23 protein-coding genes are annotated in these 23,811 nt (G+C 60.5%); 12 read left to right on the forward strand and 11 right to left on the reverse strand.

Going from position 1 to position 23,811, the window contains the following annotated elements; translation table 11 throughout:
- Positions 1-319 precede the first annotated feature (319 nt).
- From JK621_RS03225 to JK621_RS03245, 5 genes are read right to left on the reverse strand one after another with little or no spacing between them, the layout of a single operon-like run.
- On the reverse strand, positions 320-2,515 hold the full coding sequence (locus tag JK621_RS03225) for a TonB-dependent siderophore receptor (protein WP_212558612.1): 2,196 nt from the start codon (positions 2,513-2,515) through the stop codon (positions 320-322).
- Positions 2,516-2,550: 35 nt separating this feature from the next.
- Entirely contained in the window at positions 2,551-3,879 is a 1,329-nt protein-coding gene (locus JK621_RS03230; protein WP_212558613.1) for a lysine N(6)-hydroxylase/L-ornithine N(5)-oxygenase family protein, read from the reverse strand.
- Entirely contained in the window at positions 3,876-5,624 is a 1,749-nt protein-coding gene (gene iucC / locus JK621_RS03235) for an aerobactin synthase IucC (protein ID WP_212558614.1), read from the reverse strand. Before iucC ends, JK621_RS03230 begins: the two co-directional genes overlap by 4 nt.
- On the reverse strand, positions 5,621-6,571 hold the full coding sequence (locus tag JK621_RS03240) for a GNAT family N-acetyltransferase (RefSeq protein ID WP_212558615.1): 951 nt from the start codon (positions 6,569-6,571) through the stop codon (positions 5,621-5,623). The genes iucC and JK621_RS03240 overlap by 4 nt, the downstream gene beginning before the upstream one ends.
- Positions 6,568-8,313: an IucA/IucC family protein gene (locus JK621_RS03245; protein WP_212558616.1), complete on the reverse strand. Its 1,746-nt coding sequence runs from the start codon at positions 8,311-8,313 to the stop codon at positions 6,568-6,570. Before JK621_RS03245 ends, JK621_RS03240 begins: the two co-directional genes overlap by 4 nt.
- A 137-nt stretch (positions 8,314-8,450) precedes the next feature.
- Between JK621_RS03245 and JK621_RS03250 the strand changes: the two genes are divergently transcribed.
- Positions 8,451-9,674, forward strand: a complete 1,224-nt coding sequence (locus JK621_RS03250) for an MFS transporter (protein WP_212558617.1) — start codon at positions 8,451-8,453, stop codon at positions 9,672-9,674.
- 5 nt (positions 9,675-9,679) lie between these two features.
- Positions 9,680-10,564 (forward strand): siderophore-interacting protein, encoded by an 885-nt coding sequence (locus JK621_RS03255; protein WP_212558618.1) that lies wholly within the window; start codon positions 9,680-9,682, stop codon positions 10,562-10,564.
- A gap of 9 nt (positions 10,565-10,573) precedes the next feature.
- Here JK621_RS03255 and JK621_RS03260 read toward each other — a convergent pair whose 3' ends face one another.
- From JK621_RS03260 to JK621_RS03285, 6 genes are all read right to left on the reverse strand, one after another.
- Positions 10,574-10,864, reverse strand: coding sequence for a type II toxin-antitoxin system RelE/ParE family toxin (locus JK621_RS03260; protein WP_212558619.1), 291 nt, complete (start codon positions 10,862-10,864; stop codon positions 10,574-10,576).
- Entirely contained in the window at positions 10,852-11,130 is a 279-nt protein-coding gene (locus JK621_RS03265) for a CopG family ribbon-helix-helix protein (protein ID WP_212558620.1), read from the reverse strand. The genes JK621_RS03260 and JK621_RS03265 overlap by 13 nt, the downstream gene beginning before the upstream one ends.
- An 85-nt stretch (positions 11,131-11,215) precedes the next feature.
- Positions 11,216-11,602: an oxalurate catabolism protein HpxZ gene (gene hpxZ, locus JK621_RS03270; RefSeq protein WP_212558621.1), complete on the reverse strand. Its 387-nt coding sequence runs from the start codon at positions 11,600-11,602 to the stop codon at positions 11,216-11,218.
- A gap of 3 nt (positions 11,603-11,605) precedes the next feature.
- A complete protein-coding gene (locus JK621_RS03275; RefSeq protein WP_212558622.1) occupies positions 11,606-13,006 on the reverse strand; it encodes an AtzE family amidohydrolase in 1,401 nt (466 codons plus the stop codon).
- Entirely contained in the window at positions 13,003-13,194 is a 192-nt protein-coding gene (gene hpxX / locus JK621_RS03280; RefSeq protein WP_006322394.1) for an oxalurate catabolism protein HpxX, read from the reverse strand. The genes JK621_RS03275 and hpxX overlap by 4 nt, the downstream gene beginning before the upstream one ends.
- Positions 13,195-13,218: 24 nt before the next feature.
- The gene (locus JK621_RS03285; protein ID WP_212558623.1) at positions 13,219-14,805 is read right to left on the reverse strand and encodes a gamma-glutamyltransferase family protein; all 1,587 of its coding nucleotides are present in this window, start codon (positions 14,803-14,805) and stop codon (positions 13,219-13,221) included.
- A 268-nt stretch (positions 14,806-15,073) separates the two neighbouring features.
- On the opposite strand from JK621_RS03285, the gene JK621_RS03290 reads away from it, so the two are divergent.
- The 10 genes from JK621_RS03290 (at position 15,074) to JK621_RS03335 (ending at position 23,781) form a co-directional block, all read left to right on the forward strand.
- The gene (locus JK621_RS03290; protein WP_212558624.1) at positions 15,074-15,913 is read left to right on the forward strand and encodes a MurR/RpiR family transcriptional regulator; all 840 of its coding nucleotides are present in this window, start codon (positions 15,074-15,076) and stop codon (positions 15,911-15,913) included.
- A gap of 219 nt (positions 15,914-16,132) precedes the next feature.
- Entirely contained in the window at positions 16,133-16,924 is a 792-nt protein-coding gene (locus JK621_RS03295) for a transporter substrate-binding domain-containing protein (protein WP_212558625.1), read from the forward strand.
- A gap of 12 nt (positions 16,925-16,936) precedes the next feature.
- Positions 16,937-17,602, forward strand: coding sequence for an amino acid ABC transporter permease (locus tag JK621_RS03300; RefSeq protein ID WP_212558626.1), 666 nt, complete (start codon positions 16,937-16,939; stop codon positions 17,600-17,602).
- Entirely contained in the window at positions 17,602-18,258 is a 657-nt protein-coding gene (locus JK621_RS03305) for an amino acid ABC transporter permease (protein ID WP_013811615.1), read from the forward strand. The genes JK621_RS03300 and JK621_RS03305 overlap by 1 nt, the downstream gene beginning before the upstream one ends.
- Entirely contained in the window at positions 18,239-18,982 is a 744-nt protein-coding gene (locus JK621_RS03310) for an amino acid ABC transporter ATP-binding protein (RefSeq protein ID WP_004949026.1), read from the forward strand. Before JK621_RS03305 ends, JK621_RS03310 begins: the two co-directional genes overlap by 20 nt.
- Positions 18,983-19,028: 46 nt before the next feature.
- On the forward strand, positions 19,029-20,270 hold the full coding sequence (locus JK621_RS03315; protein WP_212558627.1) for a pyridoxal-phosphate-dependent aminotransferase family protein: 1,242 nt from the start codon (positions 19,029-19,031) through the stop codon (positions 20,268-20,270).
- Positions 20,270-21,526, forward strand: a complete 1,257-nt coding sequence (gene hpxK, locus JK621_RS03320; RefSeq protein ID WP_212558628.1) for an allantoate amidohydrolase — start codon at positions 20,270-20,272, stop codon at positions 21,524-21,526. Before JK621_RS03315 ends, hpxK begins: the two co-directional genes overlap by 1 nt.
- Positions 21,526-22,026, forward strand: a complete 501-nt coding sequence (uraD, locus tag JK621_RS03325; RefSeq protein WP_212558629.1) for a 2-oxo-4-hydroxy-4-carboxy-5-ureidoimidazoline decarboxylase — start codon at positions 21,526-21,528, stop codon at positions 22,024-22,026. The genes hpxK and uraD overlap by 1 nt, the downstream gene beginning before the upstream one ends.
- On the forward strand, positions 22,019-22,354 hold the full coding sequence (gene uraH, locus JK621_RS03330) for a hydroxyisourate hydrolase (protein ID WP_013811619.1): 336 nt from the start codon (positions 22,019-22,021) through the stop codon (positions 22,352-22,354). Before uraD ends, uraH begins: the two co-directional genes overlap by 8 nt.
- Positions 22,355-22,428: 74 nt before the next feature.
- Positions 22,429-23,781, forward strand: a complete 1,353-nt coding sequence (locus tag JK621_RS03335) for a nucleobase:cation symporter-2 family protein (protein ID WP_212558630.1) — start codon at positions 22,429-22,431, stop codon at positions 23,779-23,781.
- Positions 23,782-23,811 lie beyond the last annotated feature (30 nt).

Below are 23,811 nucleotides of genomic sequence, written 5' to 3' on the forward strand. Positions count from 1 at the left end.
TGAAACCGCCGTCCATGGCGGTTTCGCCTATGCGTTGTTCTTTCGTTCGACGTCTTCAAGGGCGTCCAACACCCTGCTCATCTCATCATGTTCACTGTCTTTCATCACGCAATATCAAACGGAAGGGATAAGTTGCCCGGTGGCAGCCGATTCGGGGGTTGACCTTAGTGCGCATCACCGGCTGCCGTTCATTGTGGCAGCAGAGAAATGCGGGATATTGACGGCAATTCCTTCTGCACGGAGCGTACAGAGATGGGATAAAAAAATGCCAGTCAGGCTTAACTGACTGACATTACGGCATTGCCGGCCCTTATCAGGATCAGAACAGCACTGAGTAGTTCAGACCAAAGGTGCGGCCACGGCCTTTATAGCTGTACAGCTCTGGTGAGCCATAGGTTGGGCTGTAAAGGATCGGCGCGCGCTGGCCCCAGACGGTGGTGTAATTCTTGTCCAGCAGGTTTTCCACGCTGAAGCTGACTTTCCCCACCGGCAAAGCGTAGCTGCCGAGGAAATCGAGGGTGTTGTAACCGTTGATTTTATTCCCGTTGGCATCCGATACGTCGAACGTTTGTTGCGACTGCATGCGAAGATTCCAGTCGCCCGGAGCCCAGTTGACGTAGGCGGTGGCTTTCGACGGGCTGGCGGTGTCGACCGTCAGCTTCTCCCACTTGCCGTCGGTTTTGGTTTCCGATTTGATCAGGTTAAAGGTGGTACCGGTGCTCCATTCGCTGTTGTCGAAGAAGTAATCCACCGCACCTTCCACCCCGTAAATCCGGCGTTTATCCGAATCCAGGTTGATGGTCATGTCGGTTTTGTTGATCGAGATGGTTTTATCCGACAGCGAGTAGTAGGCCGCGACCTGGGTACGCAAGTTGTCGCCGGTATAGCGCCAGCCCAACTCGTAGGAGTTAACCTTGATGCCTTCCAGTTTGGAGTCATTAACGTTGACGCTTTTCTGCAACTGATAATGCCCGTCGACCAGTTTATAGGTGCCCGAACCGTAATACTTCGCCAGATCCGGGATCTCAAAGCCTTGCGAGAAGTTGAACCACGCCTGCTGACGTTCGGTCAGGTGCGCCAGCAAACCGGCGTTGAACAAAACGTTGTTGTAGTCGGTTTTGCCGCCCGGCACCGCATCGGCGGAGTTCGCCAGACCGTTGGCGATCCCTTGTTGCTGCGCATAGCCGACAAAGTCGTCCACCTTGTTCTCGGTGTACTGATAACGTACGCCGCCGCTGAGGGTAAACATCGGATCGATGTCGTAGCTGGCTTGCAGGAACGGCGCCAGGTTGGTGGTGGTATAGCCAGGATAGCGGCCGACGTTATAGGCATTTTCCAGCGTCATACCGCCGGACTGCTGCGCCTTGGCCAGATTGAAGAACTGCTGGTTGGCGTTGAAGCTTTCATGCTCGGCGTCGACGCCGTAAGTCAGTGTCAGCGCGTCAATCGGCTTGCTGTTCAGCGTCAGTTTGCCGCCGTAAAAATCGGTCTTCTGCTGGGAGGCGCCGATGCTGGTGACCTTGCCGCCGGCCAGCGTCGGGAACGGGTAGAAGGTCAGCGACTCGTCGCGATAATAGACCTGCGCCACCAAATCCTGGCCCCAGAAATCGGTGTTGGAATACTGCAGGTTAATCAGGTGGCGTTCGGTGCCCGGTATGCGATCCGAATTCAGATTGCTGCTGTTGGAGGCCTGGCCCGCACCGGTCACGGCAGAGAAATCTTTCCCCAGATACAGACCGTGCTTGCCGTCTGACTCACTGTTGAAATACTGCGTCGTCACCTGCAACTGCTGGTGATCGTCAATGTTAATGGTGCCGGTACCCATCACGTCGATGCGATCGGAGTATTGCAGCCCGGTCTGGGTGTTATCAATCAACACCTCATTGCCCTTGCCGTCGTACCAGCCGCCGTAACGCTGATAGGAGACCGACAGGCGGCCCGACGCGTTGTCGTTGCCGCCGCTGACCGCCGCCGACACATTCTCGTCGTGATCGTTATGGCCGCCGAAACCGGTTTTTCCGCCCACCTGCAGCTCAACCTGTTTCTCTTTTTGCCCTTTCTTGGTGACGATATTGATCAGGCCGCCGGTGCTGCCGCCGCCATACAGCGAGGTAGCGCCGGAAATCACCTCAATGTGTTCGATGTTGAACGGATCGATGGAATCCAACTGACGGCTGTCGCTGCGCGAAGAGTTCAAACGCACGCCATCGATCATCACCATCATCGAACGGCCGCGCATGTTCATGCCGTAGTTGGTGCGGCCCTGGCTGCTGACGTCCATGCCGGGGATCAGTTGCGCCAGGATATCTTTGATTTCCTTGCCGCCCTGGACTTGCTGCTCGATTTCCTGGCTTTCAATCACCCAGGTGGTTTGTGCCATCTCTGCCACGCTGCGGTGCGAGCGGCTGGCGGATACCACCATTTGATCTTCGCTTTTTTGTTCTTCTGCCCAGGCAACCGGCGCAAGCATCGCCAGCATGCAAGGGTTCAATACCCAAAGGTGTCTGCGTTTCATCGTTATTTTTCCAGTGTTCCCATGTTGGTGTGTAGTTAAAACTCGGTGTAATTGAGCATGACGTGTTCAGCGTGGGCCGGGGTGGCCGGTTGCTGACTGCGCCATTGGATCACAGCCGGGGTGGACGTTAAATCGAACTGGTCGCGTCCCAAAGCCCGGTTGAGAATACGTGCCGACCGCCATGCCATCAGGCTGAGCTGGGGTTCGGCGATGCCGTGGCTGTGCATGCCGGCGTTGACGGCAAACAGGCAGTTTTCCTGCGGGCCCTGCCACTCCAGGGTGAAGTCGGGGGCAACGCGGTACTGGTCATCTGCCGTGGTCAGCAGGCGCTCCGCCAGCGGGGCGAGAAACGCCGGGCGATCCTGCTGATAACCGGTGGCGAAGATCACCACATCGGTATCGAACGTTTCTTTGCCCTGATCGAGGTGGTGATGGGTCACCAACTGATAGCCGCCAGCCTGAGCGTGGATCGCCGCCAGCGAACGGCTTGGCAGCAGGTGCGCCCAGGGTTTTTCACGCAGCACTTCAAATTGGTGATACATCGCGCGGTAGATGGCCAGCAGCGAATCGCTGGTGATGCCGTCGGAGGTCATTTTCTGTTCGGTCAACATGCGTTGCTTGGCGCTGTCGTTCAGGCCATAAAAGCTGTCGACGTAGTCCGGCGTGAAGTACTCGTTGGCGAACGCCGCTTCATCCAGCGCATTGTAGTTATTGCGGCGCGAGATCCAGTTCAGCTGCGTCGGTTGGCCCCACTCGCCGCGGAAGATGTTCAGGAACAGATCGGCGCCGCTCTGGCCGCCGCCGACGATGGTGACGCGTTTGCCGGTCAGATCCGGATTGCGCAAGGTCATCTCGCTGGCGTGGAAGCAGCGGTCGTTTTGCTCGGTAACGCAGTCCGGCAGCTTGATGCGCTTGCCGATGCCCAGGCAGACATGGCGCGCCCGGTAGGTCGCGCGCTGGGTGGTGACGACAAACTGGCGCTGCCGGTCGTCAAAATCCACGCTCTGAATATCCTGGCTGAACTCGAGCGAACTCAGCCCGTTGGCGGCCCAGTCGAGGTAATCGGCGAACTCTTCGCGCGACACCGTACGCAGTTCGGTGGTCAGGAAACGGTAGAATTTCTTCCTTTTCACCAGGTAGTTAAGAAAGCTGTACGGGTTGGTGGGCGACACCGCGCTGACCAAATCTTTCAGGAAGCTGGTCTGCATATGGCAATCCGGCACCATCATGCCGGGGTGCCAGGAAAAGTGCGGTTTGCGCTCCAGGAATTTGCCGTTAAAGCCGGCAACTTCGCTGCCGAGCGCGGCGATGCTGAGGTTGAAGGGGCCGACGCCGATGCCGATGAAATCCAGAGGCTGATTCATTGGGCAAACTCCTTGGTGACCAAATAAAGAGGGTTATCCAGATCTTGCAGATAGTTTGGCAACATGCGGCTGCCGCCATCCTGCTCCGAATAGGTGAGTTTCACCGGGTTGAGCACCACGCGAATAATTTGTGGTTTGAATAAGTCAAAGAGGGCGAAGCGTTCTGCCATGTCTGGGTGCTGCGCCATATAGCGCTCCAGCACCTGCGCCAGCAGTTGATAGAAACGGGATTCACTGACCCCGCAGGCCTGCATCAGCGGCGAGATAAAACGCAGCACGGTGACGAAATGCCCGGTTTGCAAATCATGGATCAGATAGTCGGCGGACAGGCGCACGGTAACGTCCTTCACCACCTTCGGCAGCGAGGCCGCTTCCGGGAAGTCCTGATCCACCAGGCGCATATCGCCCTGGAAGTCTTTCAGCAGCACCCGTTGCGGCACATGGTCCTTCATCACCAGCGTGATGTTTTGGCCGTGGGCGATCAGGGCTACGCCGTAACGGCACATCAGGTGGTACATCGGCAGTACCACCCGGCTGAACATCTGTTGCAGCCAGGCTTCGGCGCTCAGGCCGGACCGGGCGATGTAGGCGCCGATCAGCGGCTGGCCGTGGTTATCGGTTTCCATCAGCGTCGCCATCAGAATGGCCTGCTCGCCGTCGCGCAGATAGCACGAAGGATTTTCGCGCCAAATCACCCCCAGCATTTCCTGGTAGCGATAGGGCGCTTTGGCCAGCGCCGCGTAGGTTTGGTGCATCATATAGCCTGCGGCCGGCTCACCGAGGATCTCGGCACCGCTGGCGCGCAGCGTACTGTCTTCGGCAAACACCTGCTGCAGCCAGCGAGAGGCTGCCGGCCCGGCGCTGATGTACTTGCCCGGAATGCCGCGGTAACACGAGGTGTTGTAAATGGTCAGCGGCAGCTTGATGTCGAACGCTGAGCGGCGGCTGACGTTGGTCAGGGTGCGCAATGATTGCTGCGCCAGATAGCTGTCGCCAAACTCGCCCAGCTCGACCAGCTCTCCTTCGGCCAGTTGCGGTAGGAAGTGCAACGCGATTTTTTGCTGCCACTGCCACGGGTGCAACGGCACCGGGATCCAGTCATCGTTCAGCTTCAGCTCACGCCAGAGGTGGTCAAAGCGCCGGCGTTCGGCGTAATCCATGGCGCTGTTGAGCAGGTTTTCCAGCGGGTAGTCATCGTCGGCACACCAGACAAAGCTGCCCCGTTTGGCCGCTACCCAGTGCAGCCGGAACTGGCCCTGATATTCGGGCGCATACTGCTGCAATGCGCTCAGACCCCAGCCGCGACGGCCTTTGTTGAAGATAAACTTGGGGTGACCGGCCAGCAGGCATTGCAGCGCGTCGGCGTCGAGCGCAATCAGATCCTGCGCGCTCATGCCGTGGCGGGCGGACAGCAATTGCATATCGCCGCGCAGCGTGGCGTACAGATCTTCCAGATGTTCGGCGATCTGCGCATCGTCCATCTTCAGCACCTGCGCCAACTGGCGCAGCGTTTGGTCGGCCGCCAGCGGCTGGCTATCGCAGGCCAGGCTGGCGGCGTCGATGTGTAACCAGCCCCAGATGCCGCGCTCGGCGCTGAAGGTATAGCGGGCGTCGCCCAGTGCGATGCGCCATTGGCCGTCATGTTGTTCGGCGTGCAGCGTGCGTTCGTATTCCAGCTCGGCCAGGATCTTGGCGATCATCTGGCGGTTAACCCGTTGCCAGTTGGCGTAATCAGCGGTGGTCATAAGCCGATCCCCCGGAAGAATTCATCGCGCTGATTCATGATCAGACGCGAACGCTTGTGCGGGAAATCGAACTCTTTCACGGTATGGTAACCGGCGGCCGGCAGGTGACGGAACAGACGCTGGTTATCGGCGCGTGGCTCGGCGACCACCCGCGTGGTGCGTGGTTCATCCAGATACAGGTAATGAGTCAGGCCGCGCAACCAGCTGCGGATATAGTGCGCGCCGCGGCGATCTTCTTCGCCGACCAGCATGTGCAGCCCGCGATCGAACGGCTGCCAGCGGTAGTGGCGGCCAATGCGGTCTTCCGGCGCCCAATAGACTTCGAAATAACCGAACGGGCGATCGTCGAAACACCCGAGCAACGGATAGCAGTAGCTGGAGTCCAGCTGGCGTTGCAGGTAGGCCGCCTGCGTTTCCAGCGGGCCGCTCATTTCCCAGAAGGCATGGACACGCGGCGAATTCATCCAACGGGTGAATTGCTCGGCATCGCGATCTACTTCCGGCAGCCGGAAACTCAGGGTCTGCTTAAGTTGCGGATCGTAGCGGCGATAGACCTCGCCATGGGGCCGCGTCGGGCGTTGCGGGTACCAGAGGCTGCGCTCGGCGTCATACTGCATCTGGGTGGAAGCGCGGTTGCGTTCAGCGCCCAGCCACAGCGGCAACTGATAAAACGTCTCGCGTGCCAGATAGTCGCCGCTTGCCAGTGCGAACAGCGCCTGCGCCTGCGGCTCTTCGCGCCATTGCGCATAGGGCAGCGTGATGCCGCTCAACTGCGGCGCGGCTATCAGCAACTGGTCCAGTGCCTGCACCAGCCAGCCTTGCGGCAGCGAACCGGGATAGTGCAGCACCGCGCTGCCGTCCAGGCCCAGCCCGAGTTGCAGCTCCTTTTCCAGCCGTTCGCAGCGAAAGCCGCTGCCGGCATGCATCAGTTTGGCGTGCGGCATCATTGGGCGGCTCCCTGGCGCAGCGGATTGACGAAATCAAAGTAAATCACCGCCGGATCGACGATGGTGTTTTCGTTGTGGTCGTGCAGGTAACAGAAGAAGTTGCCTTTGCAGTTCCAGTGGGTGCTGTCGAGCACGTAGTCCAGGCACAGGGTATTTTTGGCCGTGTCGCGCAGGCCGCTCAGCGCGTCGCGCACCCGAGCCATCAGGCTTTCTTCCGTGTCGAAACCGGCGGCAGCCAGCGCGGCGGTCACCGCCAGGCTTGAGTTCACCAGCAGGTAGTAAGGGAAGTAGCGCAGCAATTGCTGTTCGCTGAAGCGGTTTTCCGCATCGGCTTCGCCAATCTCTTCCAGCCATGGCGCGGCATCGCGGGTAAAGCCGCTGCCCTGGCAGTCGCGGTACAGCATGCCGATCGGCAGATCCTGCTGCATCTCCACCAGAATGTTTTGCTGGTGGGCCAGCAGCACCAGCCCGTAATCGGCTTCCGTACTGAACAGCGGTAGCAACACCTGTTGGCAGTAAGCGTCCAGCCAGGCATGGGCGGCTTGTTGCAGCGGCAGATGCAGGCGGGCGGCCAGACGGCGCACTGCTGCGGCCAGCAGGCTGTCACCGCCATCCGGTGCCGCCTGCGTGAGCGTTACCAGCACGTTGGTTTGGCTATGCGGCTGGTCGAACAACAGGTTATCGCGCAATGCCATCAGGCTTTCTTCCTGGACAGCGCCGTCCGCCGAGCGCAGGCCGGCCCAGCCGTCTTCCTGCATCACGCGGAAGGTCGGATAGCGCGCTTGCAGCTCTTGCCAGCGCGGCGTTTGCGCCAGCCGGGCCAGGCGGATACCGCGTTTTACTTCTTTAACCGACAGGGTGCGCACCGAGTTGGTCAGGCGCACGCTGAGGGAGAATTTGATCATGTCGCGGTTGCCCGCGCTGTACAGCGAGCGTGAGGAGCTGGTTGGCAGCCAGCGTGCGCCGGCTTCGCCCAGGTCGCTCAGCAATCCCTGCGCGGCGAGCTCCTGGCACCATGTCTGCGTCAGCAGATGGTCGGCCTGCCACGGATGCATCGGCAGCAGCCAGACGTCATCGGTAAAGTGCGCCAACAGCTGCGGCGCGCTTTCGGCGGCAAAGCGCTGCAGGCGTTGTTGCAGCGTCAGGTTCAGGCTGTCGCCGCACAGGTAGCGCTTATCGACGGCAAACCAGCGCAGCGGGAAGCTGGCGGCAAAATCCGGCAGATAGCGGCGCGCCTGCTGTTCATCGAAGGGCTCATGGGATTTCGGCGCCGGGTGGAAGGCGTGGCCGACCAGCAGAGCCTGCTCCGCCTGGGCAAAGTTCAGCGGCTTGTCGCGCAGTGAAGGCCAGTCCAGCCGGACATCAATGGCCTGGCGGGTATTATCATGACTTTCCAGCACTCGCTGGCGGAAACGCGCCACGACCTCATCGGACAGCTCACCTTTTATCGCCGGTTTCTCCAGCAGCAGGGTGACCAGTTGTTCCATGCTCAGCGCCACGCCGGCACCATCGTCCTGCCGATGCAGATGAGCAGGGAAAAGGTACTGGTGATGTTGTGTGGGCGAGGTATGGCGTAAGGCAATACGAATAGCCTGGGTAGATGAAAGCGGAATGTTGAGCTGCGGATACTGTTGGTGGCTGGCGGCAGGGATGATTTGCCAGTCCCGGGTTTCACGCATCAGTGCGTTGAGAAAACATTGGGCAGCCACGTCGGTCGCCGCGGTTTCAAACTGGAGAGTCATGATCCGATTTTCGCTGAGAATCAATTGAGAATGATTCTTATATCAATAATATTTATTGTTATCAATCGTCCTATGATACAATTTTTCAATGATTCTTTCATAACCATATAATTTCATTAACGGTAACCTTACTTTTGATGAGTATTTCACCTTCCGCTAAATCCCCTGAAGTTGGGAATACGTCTCCTTCAAACTGGCCATTGGCGCTGTGCGCCGGTCTGTTGGGCATCGGGCAAAACGGCCTGTTGGTGGCGTTGCCGGTGTTGGTCGGCATGACTCACTTGTCGCTTTCCGTCTGGGCCGGGTTATTGACGCTCGGTTCGATGCTGTTTCTGGTCGGCTCCCCCTGGTGGGGGCGGCAGTCTGAAATTCGCGGCTGCAAGTTTGTCGTGACGATGGCGCTTGCCGGTTATTTATTCAGCTTTGCTTTACTGGCATTGGCCGTTTGGGGGCTGGCGGCCGGCTGGCTTTCCCCGATGGCGGGGCTGGGCGGCCTGATCCTGGCGCGCGTTATCTATGGGCTGACGGTGTCCGGCATGGTGCCTGCCAGCCAAACCTGGGCATTGCAGCGTGCCGGCTACGAACAGCGCATGTCGGCGCTGGCGACCATCAGCTCCGGGCTGAGCTGCGGGCGGTTGCTTGGCCCGCTGTGTGCCGCGCTGGCGTTGTCCCTTCATCCGATGGCACCGCTGTGGCTGATGGCCGTTGCGCCATTCATCGCCTTGCTGGTGGTGAGCCGCCAGCATAACGATCCGCCCCTGCCGCCGGTGGCGCAACAGCAAAATCGCCTGCGTCTCACTATGGTGCCTTATCTGCTTTGCGCGCTGTTGCTGGCGGCATCGGTCAGCCTGATGCAACTTGGCCTGGCGCCGCATCTGACCCGTTTGTTCAACCACTCTGCCACGACCGTCAGCCATCATGTGGCCGTGTTGCTCAGCGTAGCGGCGGCTTGTACGTTGCTGGCGCAGTTCCTGGTGGTGCGTCCGCAGCGATTCAGCGCGCCGCAATTGCTGTTGATCGCGGCGGTATTGATGGTGGCGGGATTAGGCTTGATGTGCGCGCAACCGCTGGCGCTGTTCTATCTCGGTTGCGCGCTGGCTTCCTTTGGCGCGGCGATGGCGACGCCAGGCTATCAGTTGATGCTGAACGATAAATTATCTACCGGCAAAGGCGCCGGGGCTATCGCCACCAGCCATACGCTGGGCTACGGTCTGAGCGCGTTGATGGTGCCGGTGGTGGCAAGGTTTTATGGCGAGTCACAGCTGATTGCAGCGGCTCTGGCGATGGCCGTCCTACTGGGCGGTATCAGCGGCTGGCTATGGTGCCGGCAGCGTATTCAGCTACATTCTGCGGGAGAGTAACAGATATGTCCGGCGCATCAAGTTATCGAATTTTTGATATCACACTGAAAGCAAAAGAAAACGTATCGCCTTCCTTACTGCGCTGCGTTTTCGAAGGCCCGGATGTCCACCGCATGAAGCTGGAGGCGCCGGATCAGCGCATTAAACTGCTGTTTCCGGCCGATGCCGGCCAGATCCTGCGGCTGGAAAACAGCGACGACTGGTATCGCCACTATATGGCGATACCGAAAGAGCAACGCCCGATAATGCGTACCTACACGCTGCGAGCGCTGCGTACTGAACACAATCAGATGGACGTCGAGTTTGTGCTGCATGGCGTGAACGGCCCGGCTTCCGCCTGGGCGACTCATGCCAAGCCGGGGGATACCCTCCAGGCGGTGGCCCCCAATGCGGATTTTGACGGCGACAGCGGCGGTTACGAGTGGGCGCCGCCGGCGCATCTGCGGCAGGCGTTGTTGATTGCCGATGAAACGGCGGTGCCGGCGGCAATGGGCATTCTGGAACAACTGGCGCAGCAGGCCAACCCACCGCAAGTGCAGGCATTCTTTGAGGTGCCGTTGGCGAGCGATTGCCTGAATATGGATCGCTTCCCGTTCGCCGAGGTGTATTGGTTGCCGCGTGACGTCGGGCACCAGCAGATGCATGGCACGCTGCTGGTGGAATCGGTGCGCCAGCGGGTGACCATTCCTGAATCGGCGCGTGCGCAAGCCCAGTCGTTGACGGAAAACAGCCTGGGCGGCGAACTGCTTTGGGAGCGCGCGGAGGGCGCAAAGGGCTTCTATGCCTGGGTGGCGGCGGAGTCTTCTGCGGTGAAGGCGCTGCGTCGTTACCTGATCGGCGAGCGCGATCTGGACCGTTCCACCGTTAACTTTATGGCTTACTGGTGTTGAGTCGCGGTATCAATACCCGGTTTCACTTTGGTGGCGAATAGCCAAAATAACCGCGGTTACACCGTTAAACCGATACAGAACAAGATAACCGCTATTACCGAAATCGACAGGCCACTCCCTGAATTCAGGTGCCATATCTTTAGCGGGGCGGCCAGTATTGGGTTGGTGCGCTATTATTTTGATGCTGTTGCGAATAGCGGCGACAGCGCGCTTTGCCGAATTGAGATCCTTCTCGGCCAGAAATCGATAAAGACGTTGCACATCCAGCAGCGCCGCTGGCGTCCATATCAGTTGTGGCACCCGGGTATCTCCGTATCATCACCTTTTTCCAGATCGGCGAGCCAGCCGTCAGCCTCGTCCTGAGTCAGATGTTTACCATTGGCCTGATAGGTTTCCCATGCCTGCAATGCATCGTTGCGAACAGCCTCGCGTTTTTCTTCACGCTCGACATATTCACGAATAGCTTCACGCATAATCCAGTGTGCGCTGCGCTGCTGGGTGGCGGCAATGTGTTGCACCCGTTGCTTAAGCTCATCATCAATTTTTATCGACGTAGCAGTAGCCATAAGTAGCCTCAGTTAGTTAAAGGTAATACCTTTAACTACTATACGGCTCATGGCGCCAGGCTGTCCAATTTTTGCGCACAGTGACTTATTCTGCCATTAAACTCACGTGCGCGGCCACGATGCGCCAGCCGCAGGCCAGTTTGACCCAGGTTTGCATCTGGCGGCCGACGCGTTCGCTGCCCGGGCGACGAAACTCGGTGCTGGCAACCGCCATATCATCACCGTAAGTGGTAATGACGGTGTTCTCCAGCAGGCGATCCAACCCTTGCGACGGCCGTTGCTGACGGAAATCGCGGATCTGATCGATGCCGTACAGGTTTTCCGTCGCGCCGTAGCGAACGGTACGCCCATCGTGCCAGAACAGCTCATCCAACACGTCAATGTCATTGCCGATCAGCGCCTGTTCATAGCGATAAAACGCGGCGTTCACCTCAGCCAGCACCGCCGGCCGGTCGATATATTCACTTTTCATTCGTTAACCCTGTTTTGCCGGTAAGGAACAGTTCGCCACGCCGCGTTGCTCGAGCGCATAGGCGGCACGCAGCGCCAGATCTTCACGCCACGGCGGGGCGATAAGTTGCAGGCCGATGGGTAACCCCGAAGCGGTTTTCAGCGGCACCGTCACCACCGGCAGGCCGAGGAATGAAATCGGCTGCGTCAACATGCCCATGCTGGCGCGGATCGGCAGATCGGCACCGTTGATGCGCATCGTTTCCTGACCAAGGCCGGTAGCGCTGCACGGCGTTGCCGGGGCGATCAGAATATCCCAGTGTTCAAACAGCGGCAGCACTTGCTGTTGGAAATGGGCGCGGAAGCGCTGCGCCTGCACATACCAAGCCGCGGGCAGCATGGCGCCTGCCAACAGTCGCTCACGCGACAGCGGCTCAAAGCGTTCCGGCTGGCTGCGCAACTGCGGCAGATAGTGGTTTCCTCCTTCGGCGGCGCTGATGATAAACGCCGCCGAACGCGCCAGTTCAGCCTGCGGCAGCTCCACCTCGGCGCAGGCCTCCAGCGCCATCGCGACCTGTTGCACGGCGGTTTTGGCGTCGTCATTGCACCACTGCTGGAAATAGCCTGCGAGCACCGCACAACGCAGCCCCTGCTGGCCGCGTGGTAGCAGCGATTCGGTTTGGGTGATCGGTTTTTCCGCCTGAAAGCGGTCTTCGATATCGGTGCCCTGCATCACGTCGTACACCGCCGCCAGATCCCGCACCCGACGGGCGAAAGGCCCCACGTGATCCAGGCTGGCGACAAAGGGTTGGCTGCCGCTGCGCGACAGACGGCCGAAGGTCGGTTTCAGCCCGTAAATGCCGCACAGCGATGAGGGTACGCGGATCGAGCCGTTGGTGTCGCTGCCGAGCGAGAAGGTCACCAGCCCGGCGGCGACCGCGGCCGCCGAGCCGCCGGACGATCCGCCGGCAATGCGCGTGGTGTCGTGCGGATTGCGGGTTGCGCCGTAGTGGCTATTTTCGGTAGTAAAGCCGTAGGCGTAAGCATCCATGTTCAGCATGCCGGAGAGCAGCGCGCCTTGTGTCGCCAGTTTGCCCACGGCCCAGGCGTCTTGTTTGGCGGGCGCGCGGTCGCTGAACAGGCTGGCGCCGGCCAAGGTGGTTTCGCCGGTGACGTCGAACAGGTTTTTCACCGCGTAGGGGATGGCCGCCAGGCTCGGCAACGTTTGCCCCTTGGCGCGGAGGCGATCGAGGTGATCGGCTTCACTCAGCATCCGCTCGCGGGTGATGTGGGTATAGGCGTTCAGTGAAGGGTTGAGCGTGTCGATATTCTCCAGCGTTTGCTGGGCTATTTCGCGGGCGGAAATCGCCCCCTGTTTAAGGGCGGCGCGGATCTCGGCGATCGATAGTGTGCTTAACGGATTCATGCGCGATACACCCCGGCAATCTCCAGGCGTTGATCGAGCGGGAAGGCCATCAGCGGTTCCGCCATCGCGGCGATGCGGTTGAACTGAGTCAGCAGTTCCTGGCGGCGCGCGTCATCCATTTCCAGGGCCAATATCGCCTCCATCTGGCTGATATAGGCCGCCCAGTCGGTGGCAGGCAGGTTGTTCATAGGTGTCCCCTGTGTAATGTATGGCTAAAAGCCGGCGGCGCTGCCGTTGCTGCGCGGGTCAAAAGCGCCTTCCAGCATGCCGTTGGTATGACGAACGATGGCGCCGGCGTGGCCGACCGCCTCGCTGAAATCGGGCAGCAATTCCACCTCATGGCCGCGTCGGCGCAGATACTCCACGGTTTCGGTACTGAAACGGCCCTCCAGCTTCAGGGAGTCCGAGCTTTCGCCCCAGGTGCGGCCGAGCAGCCAGCGCGGCGCGCTGATGGCCTGTTGCAGCGGCAACCCTTGCACCACGTGGCGGACAAATACCGCAGCCTGGGTTTGCGGCTGGCCGTCACCGCCCATTGATCCATAGACCAGAGTACGCCCGTCATACAGGCGTGCGGCGGCCGGGTTAAGGGTGTGGAAGGGTTGTTTGCCTGGCGCCAGCGCCAGCAGGTGGGCGGCATCCAGGCTGAATGACGCGCCGCGGTTTTGCCACAGCACGCCGCTGTGCGGCAGGACGACGCCGCTGCCGAATTCGTGATAAATGCTCTGAATAAAGGACACCGCCAGACCGCCGCTGTCCATCACCCCCATCCAAACGGTGTCGCCCGGGCCTTTGCCTTTCCCCCAGGCGGCGGCCTGGTGGGGATCGATGCGTTTGGCCAACGCATCCAAATGCTCGGCTTCCAGCAGCGCCTGCGGATCCTGCGTCATATGGCGGGGATCGGTGATGAATTGATCGCGCAGGCCGAAAGCCAACTTGGTGGCCTCCACAATGCCGTGCACCACGGCGCCTTCACTTTGGCCGGCGAGCGGCAGCCGATCGGTCAGCCCGAGGATAGCCAGCGACACCAGCCCCTGAGTGGGCGGCGTCAGGTTGAAGACTTCGCCTTTCTGATGCAACAGCCGCAGCGGCGTGCGGCGGCGCGGCCGGTAATCTGCCAGATCCTGTGCGGTGAGCGGCATGCCCAGTTGGGCCATATCCGCTGCCATGCTGTGCGCCAGCGCACCGCGATAGAAGCTGTCCAATCCGTCTTCGGCCAACGCGATCAGGGTATCCGCCAGTTGCGGCTGGCAGAAACGCTGGCCGGCATGAGGGATCTGCCCGTGCGGCAGGTAAGTGCGGGCAAAGTGTTCCAGATCCGCCAGCTCATGATACTTGCTGCGGGTGGCGGCTTCCTGCGAGGCGGTGACCGGAATGCCGTCCGCCGCATAGCGAATGGCGTCGGCCAACAGGCGCGGTAGCGGCAGCTGTTCGCCGCCCAATTCGGCGGAGTAATCCAGCGCGGCCTGCCAGCCGCCGACGGTGCCGGCGACGGTCAGCGCCGCCTTCGGCCCACGGTGCGGAATGTGGCTTTCGCCGGCGTAGAAATCCATCGTAGCCAGGGAGCCTGCTGCACCGCTGGCGTCAATCGCGACCGGATCGCCCTGTGGCGGAACGATCAGCCAGAAACCGTCGCCGCCCAGGCCGTTCATGTGCGGGTAAACCACCGCGATAGTGGCGGCTGCGGCGACCATCGCCTCAATGGCGTTACCGCCTTCGCGCAGAACCGCCAGCGCGCTTTCGCTGGCGAGGTGATGCGGCGTGACCGCCATACCCAATGGCGCGGTGTTGCTGTTAATCATTTCTTGGCCCTTTTTTGAGGTCAGCATCTGATGCAATACAAGCAAGAGGCGTTCCATATTTTTTCGGGGGACAATAATTGCTTGCCAGCAGGTGGATTGACCGTGCTATGTTCCGCTGAAACGAACGTTACATCCCCGTCATATTTCACGCTGCATCGGCGTTGGTTTCCCTCGCTCCCCCAGTCGCTTAGAGGGCTAGGCTTCTGGGGATTCGTTCGGTTGCCGCCTGGCTGCACGTTGAAATCTATTGGGAAAAGCAGGAGTAGCAATGAAGCAGATTGATGAACGCCTGCGCAGTGAATACCCGCAGTTGACGCCGCAGGAACAGCGGGTGGCCGATTTTATCTTCGATCATTTCGATGATCTGATCAGCTACAACAGCGCAGAATTGGCGCGCCTGAGCGGTGTTTCCAAAGCCACCGTCAGCCGTCTGTTCAAGCGGCTGGGTTACCCAAGCTACCGCGAAATGCGCGACGAACTGCGCACCCTGCGCCAGAGCGGCATGCCGTTGACCGACAACCGCGATGCAGTGCAGGGCAACACCCTGCTGGCGCGCCACTACAAGCAGGAAATGGCCAATCTCACGCACTGGGTGAACCATATCGATGCAAACCAGTTCAACGCGGTGATCGCCGCGCTGGTCCAGGCGCGGCGGGTGGTGCTGATGGGGTTTCGCAACAGCTATCCGGTGGCGATGCACCTGCGGCAGCAACTGATGCAGGTGCGTGAAAATGTGTTGCTGGTGCCGCAGCCTGGGCAGACGCTGGCCGAAGAACTGGTCGATCTGAGTACGCAGGATGTGGCGGTGGTGGTGGCGTTTCGCCGTCGACCGCGCCAGTTGCGGGCGTTGCTAACGCAATTGCAGGTCCAGCAGGTGCCGACGCTGCTGGTGTGCGAACCGCAGGCGCAGGCGCTGATCCCGCTGGCGAACTGGCATCTGGCGGCGCCGCTCGACAGCGTTTCTGCCTTTGACAGCTACTCTGCCGCCATGAGCCTGGCTAACCTGCTCAGTAACGCTTTGCTGCACGAGACGTTGGCGCAAGGGCGGCAGCGCATTCATCAAATCGCCGACCTGTATAACGATTTGGACGAGCTGGAACAGCGCTGATCTCGGCGCTATTTTGGTGCTGTTGCACTTTGATGGTGCGTATTTTTCCCCACATTATGCCTTTCCTCCGCCGCTGCAGCGGCAGGGGAAATCCCCTCCTGATCCCTTAAGTTACGGGCAATAAAGCAGAACGTTCCCCGCATGGCTGGTTGGCACATTAGTTGCAAAGTGATAATCAAAGAATCTTTTGTTTCATCATTTCACCATCGGGGATACTCTATGAACTTCAAGAAAATCGGGATAGCGACATTGGGTGCGGTTTTGCTGATGGCGCAGGCCGCCTCGGCAATGGCGGATCAATTACAGGAAATCCAGCAGCGCGGCGTGCTGCGGGTGGCGGTGCCGCAGGACTTCCCGCCGTTTGGCTCCGTGGGCACCGATCTGCAGCCGCAGGGTTATGACATCGACATGGCGCATTATCTGGCCGACAAGATGAAACTTAAGTTGCAGTTGGTGCCGGTCACCAGCGCCAACCGCGTGCCTTATCTGCAAACCAACAAGGTCGATCTGGTGATCTCCAGCCTGGGCAAAAACCCGGAACGCGAGAAGACCATTGCGTTTAGCCGCGCCTATGCGCCGTTCTTCCTCGGGGTCTTCGGGCCGAAAGAGGCGGTACTGGGCGATGCCGCGCAGCTGGACGGCAAAACCGTCGGCGTGACGCGCGGCGCGGTCGAAGACATGGTGCTGAGCGATACCGCGCCGAAGGGCGCGCAAATCAAGCGCTATGAGGATAACAACACCACGCTGTCGGCCTACCTGTCCGGCCAGGTGCAGTACATCGCCACCGGCAACCTGGTGGTGAGCGCCATCGCGCGGCAGAACCCGACCAAAGCGCCGGTCGCCAAGTTTATGCTGAAAGACTCGCCGTGCTTCGTCGGCCTGCGCCTGGGAGAACCGGCGTTGAAAGCGAAAGTGGATGAGCTGATTGAACAGGCACTGAAGGACAACACCCTGAACGGCCTGTCGGAAAAATGGCTGAAAGCGCCGCTGCCTGCCAACCTTGGTGCATAACGGGAGCGCCTGATGACCTATCAGCTGAATTTTCCCGCTCTGTGGCCTTATATGCCCGAACTGCTGGCCGGTCTGCTGACCACCATCGAGTTGACGGCGTTGGCCACCCTGATGGGCGTTGCGCTGGGGATCTGCGGCGCGGCGATCCGCAGCGGCAAGGCTAATCTGCTTAGCCATATTTGGGGCATTTACGTCGAGGTAGTGCGCAATACGCCGTTTGTGGTGCAGCTGTTCTTCATCGTGTTCGGCCTGCCGAGCCTGGGCTGGAAACTGACCGCCGGGCAGGCGGCGCTGTTGGCGATGGTGATCAACCTGGGCGCCTACAGCACTGAAATCATTCGCGCCGGCATTCAGGTGACGCCGAAAGGCCAGTGGGAAGCCGGGCGAGTGCTGGGGTTCAGCCGCAGCCAGACGTTTCTGCGCATTGTGCTGCCGCCGTCGTTGCAGCGGATTTATCCGGCGCTGGTCAGCCAGTGCATTATCGTCATGCTGGGGTCATCGGTGGTATCGCAAGTGTCGTTCGAAGAGTTGACCTTCGCCGCCAACCTGATCCAGTCGCGCACTTTCCTCAGTTTTGAGGTGTATCTGGTGACGACGCTGTTTTATCTGCTGTTATCGGTATTGATGCGCCAGCTGTTGCTGGCCGCCGGACGGCGCTTTTTGGGGAGCCGGGGCTGATGCTGACTTTTACCGACTGGGACATTGTGCGCAACCTGCTGCTGGCGGCGCGCTGGACGTTGCTGCTGTCGCTGACGGCGTTCTTCGGCGGCACCCTGGTGACGTTGCCGCTGTTGTTGCTGCGCCTGAGCAAGCGCAAGTGGGCGATGCGTTTTGTCCGCTTTTATTCCGAGCTGTTTCAGGGCACGCCGCTGCTGATGCAGCTGTTCCTGGCGTTCTTCGGCCTGGCGCTGTTCGGCATCGACGTCAGCCCCTGGACCGCCGCCGCGCTGGCGCTGACACTGTTCACCAGCGCTTTTCTGGTGGATATCTGGTCCGGCAGCATCGCCGCCCTGCCGAAAGGGCAGTGGGAAGCGTCGCGTTGCCTGGGGCTGAGTTTTGGCCAGACCCTGATGCGGGTGATTGTGCCGCAGGCGGTGCGTATCGCCATCGCGCCCACCGTCGGGTTTTCGGTGCAGGTGATCAAGGGCACCGCGCTGGCGTCGATCATCGGTTTTATCGAGCTGACCAAGGCCGGCACCATGCTGAACAACGTCACTTATCAGCCGTTTAAAGTGTTTGGCCTGGTCGCGCTGGGCTATTTCCTGATGTGTTACCCGCTGTCGCGTTACAGCCATTATCTGGAGAAGAAATTCCATGCCGCTCATCACAATTAATCAGGTTCAGAAATATTACGGCCAGAACCATGTGCTGAAGGGCGTGGATCTGGATATCGACATGGGGCAGGTGATTTCGATTATCGGCCGCAGCGGTTCCGGCAAGAGCACGCTGTTGCGCTGTATCAATGGCCTGGAAGGGTATCAGGAAGGCAGCATCAAATTGGGCGGCATGACCATTACCGATCGCGATTCGCAGGCGCGTGAGATCAGCCGCTCCATCGGCATGGTATTTCAGAATTTTAATTTGTTTCCGCACATGACCGCGCTGGAGAACGTGATGCTGGCGCCGCGCCGGGTACTGAAAAAAAGCCCCGCCGAATGCCGCGAACTGGCGGAAGAGATGTTGAATAAGGTCGGGCTGGGCGAGCGGATGCACTATTCACCGGCTAACCTTTCCGGCGGCCAGCAGCAGCGCGTGGCGATTGCCCGGGCGCTGGCGATGAACCCGAAGGTGCTGCTGTGCGACGAAATTACCTCGGCGCTGGATCCTGAACTGGTGGGCGAGGTGCTGAAAGTGCTGGAGCAACTGGCCAAAGAAGGCATGACACTGATTCTGGTAACCCATGAAATGAATTTTGCCCGCGAGGTCGGCGACCGGGTGGTGTTTATGCACCAGGGCAAGGTTTGGGAGCAGGGCGACAGCCGCACGCTGTTCGCCAATCCGCAAACGCAGGAATTAAAACAGTTTATCGCTTCGGTCCGTGGGCTGACAGAGGCTTGACCGGGACGAATTAAATAATAACTTATTAAGTTGGTAAGGAATGAGCATGCTAGATATCACCCAGTTCGATCAGATTAATCCGCCGGCTCGCCTGTTGATGGGGCCGGGGCCGATCAACGCCGATCCGCGCGTGCTGCGCGCCATGTCGAGCCAACTGATCGGCCAGTACGATCCGGCGATGACCGGCTACATGAACCAGGTTATGGAGTTGTACCGCGCGCTGTTCCGCACCGAAAACCGCTGGACCATGCTGGTGGACGGCACCTCGCGTTCCGGTATTGAAGCCATGCTGATCTCCTCGATTCGCCCCGGCGACAAGGTGTTGGTGCCGGTGTTTGGCCGTTTCGGCCATCTGCTGTGCGAAATAGCCCGTCGCTGCCGTGCCGAGGTGCACACTATCGAGGTGCCCTGGGGCGAGGTGTTCAGCGCCGATCAGATTGAAGACGCGATCAAGAAGGTACGCCCGCGCCTGCTGTTGACGGTACAGGGCGATACGTCCACCACCATGTTGCAGCCGCTGGACGAATTGGGTGACATCTGCCGCCGCCACGGCGTGCTGTTCTACACCGACGCCACCGCCTCCTTCGCCGGCAACCCGCTGGAAACCGACGCCTGGGGGCTGGACGCGGTATCCGCCGGCCTGCAGAAATGCCTGGGCGGCCCGTCCGGCAGTTCGCCCGTCACCCTCAGCCCGCAGTTTGAAGAGATCGTCCGCCGCCGTAAATGCGTGGAGCAGGGCATTCGCACGTCTGACCATGCCGACGGCGACGACGAGATGATCTACTCCAACTATTTCGATCTCGGCATGATCATGGATTACTGGGGCCCGGAACGCCTGAATCACCATACCGAAGCCACCAGCATGCTGTTCGCCGCGCGCGAGTGCGCCCGGGTGATCCTGGAAGAAGGGCTGGAAAATACCATCGCCCGCCACAAACTGAACGGCGCGGCGATGCTGGCCGGCATTCAGGGTATGGGGCTGGAGGTGTTCGGCGATCTCGATAACCGCATGAACAACGTGCTGGGGGTGGTGATCCCGCAGCAGGTTCACGGCGAGCAGGTGCGTCAGATGATGCTGAATGATTTCGCCATCGAGATCGGCACCTCGTTCGGCCCGCTGCAGGGCAAAATCTGGCGTATCGGCACCATGGGTTACAACGCACGCAAAGACTGCGTGTTGCAGACCCTGACCGCGCTGGAGGCGGTGCTGAACCGGCTGGGCTTCGCCAGCACGCAGGGCGAAGCCTTGCAGGCGGCCTGGAATACCTACGACGCCGGGATCCGCTGATGGCGGCGCTGTTAACCGCCCAGGAGGCGGAACAGGCGGCGGCCCGCGTTATGGCGCGCTGCGATGCGCTGGCGGCGATCAGCGCCACGCCGGGCCAACTGACGCGGGTCTATCTGTCGCCGGAACATCGGCGCGCCAACCAACGGGTGGGCGACTGGATGCGTACCCTTGGCATGACAGTGCATCAGGACAGCGTCGGCAATATCTGCGGCCGTTACGAAGGCCAAACGCCAGGCGCACCGGCGCTGCTGCTCGGTTCGCATCTTGATACGGTGCGCAATGCCGGCCGCTACGACGGCATGCTTGGCGTACTGACCGCCCTGGAAGTGGTGGCGCATCTGCATAGGCAGCAGCGGCGTTTGCCGGTGGCGGTGGAAGTGATTGGCTTCGCCGATGAAGAGGGCACCCGCTTTGGCGTTGCCTTGTTGGGCAGCCGGGGGATTACCGGGCAGTGGCCTGCCGAGTGGCTGGAACGGACCGATGCAGAAGGGATCAGCATGGCGCAGGCGCTGCGCGAGTTTGGGCTGGATCCGGCGGCGGTGGGTGAGGCCAAGCGTGCACAACGTGATATCTGCGGTTATCTGGAGTTGCATATTGAGCAGGGGCCTTGCCTGGAAGCGGCCGATTTGGCGCTGGGAGTGGTGACGGCAATCAACGGCGCTCGCCGGCTCAACTGCACCTTTACCGGCGAGGCGGGCCATGCGGGCACCGTGCCGATGGGGCAACGCAAAGACGCGCTGGCTGCGGCGGCGGAATGGATGGTGGCAGTCGAGACGATCACTTCGGCCGGCGATCCACATCTGGTGGCCACCGTAGGCCGAATCGAAAGCCTGCCGGGAGCGGTCAACGTCATCCCCGGCGAGGTAACATTGTCGCTCGACGTGCGCGGCCCGGAGGATGGCCCATTGGCGGCGTTGCTGGCGCAACTGCTGGCACAGGCCGAGGCGATCTGCGCGCGCCGGGGGCTGAGTTTTGCCAGCGAAGAGTTTTACCGCATAAATGCAACAGCCTGTGATGCAAATTTGCAACGGCGCTGGCAGGACGGCGTAATGCAGGTTCAGGGCCGCAGTATGGCGCTGCCGAGCGGCGCCGGGCACGATGCGATAGCCGTGGCGGCCTGCTGGCCGGTGGGGATGTTGTTTGTGCGCTGCGATCGCGGTATCAGCCATCATCCGGCAGAGGCCGTCACTCACGCCGATGTGGCGTTGGCGATTCAGGCCTACTGTCAGACGGTTGTCAGTTGGGAGGAAGCCTGATGGATTTGCACGCGTTTAACCGGCTGTCGCCGCCGGAAGCCGAGCGGTTGCTGCGCCCCTGCGTGGATATTCCGTCCTGGATCGCGGCGGTGATTGCCGCCCGGCCGTTCGCCGGCCTTGATGCCGCACTGGCGTTTGCCCGGCAGGCGTCACAGCGCTGGCAGGCGGAGGACGTCAATCGGGCGCTGGCGCAGCACCCACGCATCGGCGAACGTGCCGGCGGGCCAGGCCGCGAGGCGCAGTTTTCCCGGCGTGAACAGGCGGCGGTCAATACGGAGGACGCCGCGCTGACCGAGGCGCTGCTGGCAGGCAATCGGCGTTATGAAGCGCGATTTGATCAGGTGTTTCTGATCCGCGCCGCCGGCCGCGATGGCCAGGCTATATTGCGTGAGCTGGAGCGTCGGTTGAACAACAATGCGGAGCAGGAACAGCGGGAAACCGCCGAACAGCTGCGTGAAATCGTGATGCTGCGTTTTAAGGAGTTACTGAGCGATGAGTAATATCAGCACCCACATTCTGGACACTTCACTGGGTAAACCTGCGGCAGACGTACGGGTGTGGCTGGAGAGAGAGCACGACGGGCAGTGGCGGATGCAGGCCGAAAGCCATACCGATGCCGATGGCCGCGCGCGCGACCTGACGCCGGATGGCCTCACCGCCGGGCATTACCGCCTGTATGCCGATCTCGGCGGCTATTTTGCCGCAGGCCGGCGCGACACGCTGTACGCCACGGCGATTATCGATTTTGTCGTCGGCGATGCGGCGCAGCATTACCATTTACCGTTGTTAATCAGCCCCTATTCGTACTCGACCTACCGCGGCAGTTGATCTGATCCACTGACGTACCTGCGGGCGCGGCGTACCGCGCTCCCGGATTCAATCACCCAGTAAACGGGGGAAATATGGCTCTGTCTCAGGATAAGGGTGCGGCTTCGTGCTGCCCGGAAGATGAAAAACTGCCGCTGGGAAAAACCTTTGCTTTCGGCCTGCAGCATATTTTAACCATGTACGGTGGAATTATTGCGCCGCCCTTGATCATAGGTTCGGCTGCGGGTTTAGGCGCGCCGCAGATTGGCATGCTGGTGACGGCGGCGCTGTTTGTCAGTGGGTTGGCGACGTTGCTGCAAACCCTCGGCCTGCCCGGCCTGGGTTCACGCCTGCCGCTGGTGCAGGGCGTTTCCTTCGCCGGGGTGGCGACCATGGTGACCATCGTGACCGGGGATGGCGGGCTGCCTGCGGTATTTGGTGCGGTGATCGCCGCCTCGCTGGCGGGGCTGTTGATCGCACCGTTTTTCTCGCAAATTATCCGCTTCTTCCCGCCGGTGGTGACCGGCACCGTGGTGACGGTGATAGGTCTGTCGTTGATGCCGGTGGCGGTGCGCTGGGCAATGGGCGGCAACGCCAAGGCGGCGGATTGGGGGGCGACCGGGAATATTGGCCTGGCTGCTTTCACGCTGGCGGTCATTTTGTTGCTCAATAAGATCGGTTCCCCGGCGTTGAAGCGGTTGTCGGTACTGCTGGCGATGGCCGTAGGCTGCGTAGCGGCGGCGCTGGCGGGGAAAGTGAGCTTTGCCGCCGTGGGCAACGGGCCGTGGTTGGCCTTCCCCGAACCTTTCGCCTACGGTTGGCCAACCTTCGAGCTGAGCGCGATCCTGTCCATGCTGTTGATCGTACTGGTGCTGTTGACGGAAACCACCGCCGGGCTGATGGCGGTGGGGGAAATCGTGGGTTCGCCGGTCAATTCGCACCGTATCGCCAAGGGGCTGCGTGCCGATATGCTCTCCAGCGCGCTGTCGCCGGTATTTAACTCATTCCCGCAAAGCTCGTTTGCCCAGAATATCGGCCTGGTGGCAATCACCGGCGTGAAAAGCCGTTTTGTGGTCAGTGCCGGGGGCGCCATTTTGGTGCTGCTGGGCGTGTTGCCGGTTCTCGGGCGGTTGGTGGCCTGCATTCCGCCGCCGGTATTGGGCGGCGCCGGCGTGGTGCTGTTCGGTACGGTGGCGGCCAGCGGCATTCGCACTCTGGCGAAGGTGGAGTATAAGGACAACATGAATCTGGTGGTGGTGGCGACGGCGATTGCCTTCGGCATGATCCCGATTGTGATGCCGACTTTTTACGATCAGTTCCCGAATTGGGTGCGTACCTTGCTGCATTCAGGTATCAGCGCGTCGTGTCTGGCGGCGCTGTTGCTGAATCTGTTGTTCAACCGGATCGATGCGGCAGAGAAAAATGCGACGGAGGAACAGCTTTCCTGAGGAGAGCGGGCGCAGCGGACTGCGCCCGGA

The sequence above is a fragment of the Serratia plymuthica genome, from assembly GCF_018336935.1.
Classification (GTDB): Bacteria; Pseudomonadota; Gammaproteobacteria; order Enterobacterales; family Enterobacteriaceae; genus Serratia; species Serratia plymuthica_B.

What these genes read in the sequence shown, in the direction of transcription:
- JK621_RS03225 (WP_212558612.1), bottom strand. Translation starts at nt 2,515, where the DNA reads ATGAAACGCAGACACCTTTGGGTATTGAACCCTTGCATGCTGGCGATG.
- JK621_RS03230 (WP_212558613.1), bottom strand. Translation starts at nt 3,879, where the DNA reads ATGAATCAGCCTCTGGATTTCATCGGCATCGGCGTCGGCCCCTTCAAC.
- iucC (WP_212558614.1), bottom strand. Translation starts at nt 5,624, where the DNA reads ATGACCACCGCTGATTACGCCAACTGGCAACGGGTTAACCGCCAGATG.
- JK621_RS03240 (WP_212558615.1), bottom strand. Translation starts at nt 6,571, where the DNA reads ATGATGCCGCACGCCAAACTGATGCATGCCGGCAGCGGCTTTCGCTGC.
- JK621_RS03245 (WP_212558616.1), bottom strand. Translation starts at nt 8,313, where the DNA reads ATGACTCTCCAGTTTGAAACCGCGGCGACCGACGTGGCTGCCCAATGT.
- JK621_RS03250 (WP_212558617.1), top strand. Translation starts at nt 8,451, where the DNA reads ATGAGTATTTCACCTTCCGCTAAATCCCCTGAAGTTGGGAATACGTCT.
- JK621_RS03255 (WP_212558618.1), top strand. Translation starts at nt 9,680, where the DNA reads ATGTCCGGCGCATCAAGTTATCGAATTTTTGATATCACACTGAAAGCA.
- JK621_RS03265 (WP_212558620.1), bottom strand. Translation starts at nt 11,130, where the DNA reads ATGGCTACTGCTACGTCGATAAAAATTGATGATGAGCTTAAGCAACGG.
- hpxZ (WP_212558621.1), bottom strand. Translation starts at nt 11,602, where the DNA reads ATGAAAAGTGAATATATCGACCGGCCGGCGGTGCTGGCTGAGGTGAAC.
- JK621_RS03275 (WP_212558622.1), bottom strand. Translation starts at nt 13,006, where the DNA reads ATGAATCCGTTAAGCACACTATCGATCGCCGAGATCCGCGCCGCCCTT.
- hpxX (WP_006322394.1), bottom strand. Translation starts at nt 13,194, where the DNA reads ATGAACAACCTGCCTGCCACCGACTGGGCGGCCTATATCAGCCAGATG.
- JK621_RS03285 (WP_212558623.1), bottom strand. Translation starts at nt 14,805, where the DNA reads ATGATTAACAGCAACACCGCGCCATTGGGTATGGCGGTCACGCCGCAT.
- JK621_RS03290 (WP_212558624.1), top strand. Translation starts at nt 15,074, where the DNA reads ATGAAGCAGATTGATGAACGCCTGCGCAGTGAATACCCGCAGTTGACG.
- JK621_RS03295 (WP_212558625.1), top strand. Translation starts at nt 16,133, where the DNA reads ATGAACTTCAAGAAAATCGGGATAGCGACATTGGGTGCGGTTTTGCTG.
- JK621_RS03300 (WP_212558626.1), top strand. Translation starts at nt 16,937, where the DNA reads ATGACCTATCAGCTGAATTTTCCCGCTCTGTGGCCTTATATGCCCGAA.
- JK621_RS03305 (WP_013811615.1), top strand. Translation starts at nt 17,602, where the DNA reads ATGCTGACTTTTACCGACTGGGACATTGTGCGCAACCTGCTGCTGGCG.
- JK621_RS03310 (WP_004949026.1), top strand. Translation starts at nt 18,239, where the DNA reads ATGCCGCTCATCACAATTAATCAGGTTCAGAAATATTACGGCCAGAAC.
- JK621_RS03315 (WP_212558627.1), top strand. Translation starts at nt 19,029, where the DNA reads ATGCTAGATATCACCCAGTTCGATCAGATTAATCCGCCGGCTCGCCTG.
- hpxK (WP_212558628.1), top strand. Translation starts at nt 20,270, where the DNA reads ATGGCGGCGCTGTTAACCGCCCAGGAGGCGGAACAGGCGGCGGCCCGC.
- uraD (WP_212558629.1), top strand. Translation starts at nt 21,526, where the DNA reads ATGGATTTGCACGCGTTTAACCGGCTGTCGCCGCCGGAAGCCGAGCGG.
- uraH (WP_013811619.1), top strand. Translation starts at nt 22,019, where the DNA reads ATGAGTAATATCAGCACCCACATTCTGGACACTTCACTGGGTAAACCT.
- JK621_RS03335 (WP_212558630.1), top strand. Translation starts at nt 22,429, where the DNA reads ATGGCTCTGTCTCAGGATAAGGGTGCGGCTTCGTGCTGCCCGGAAGAT.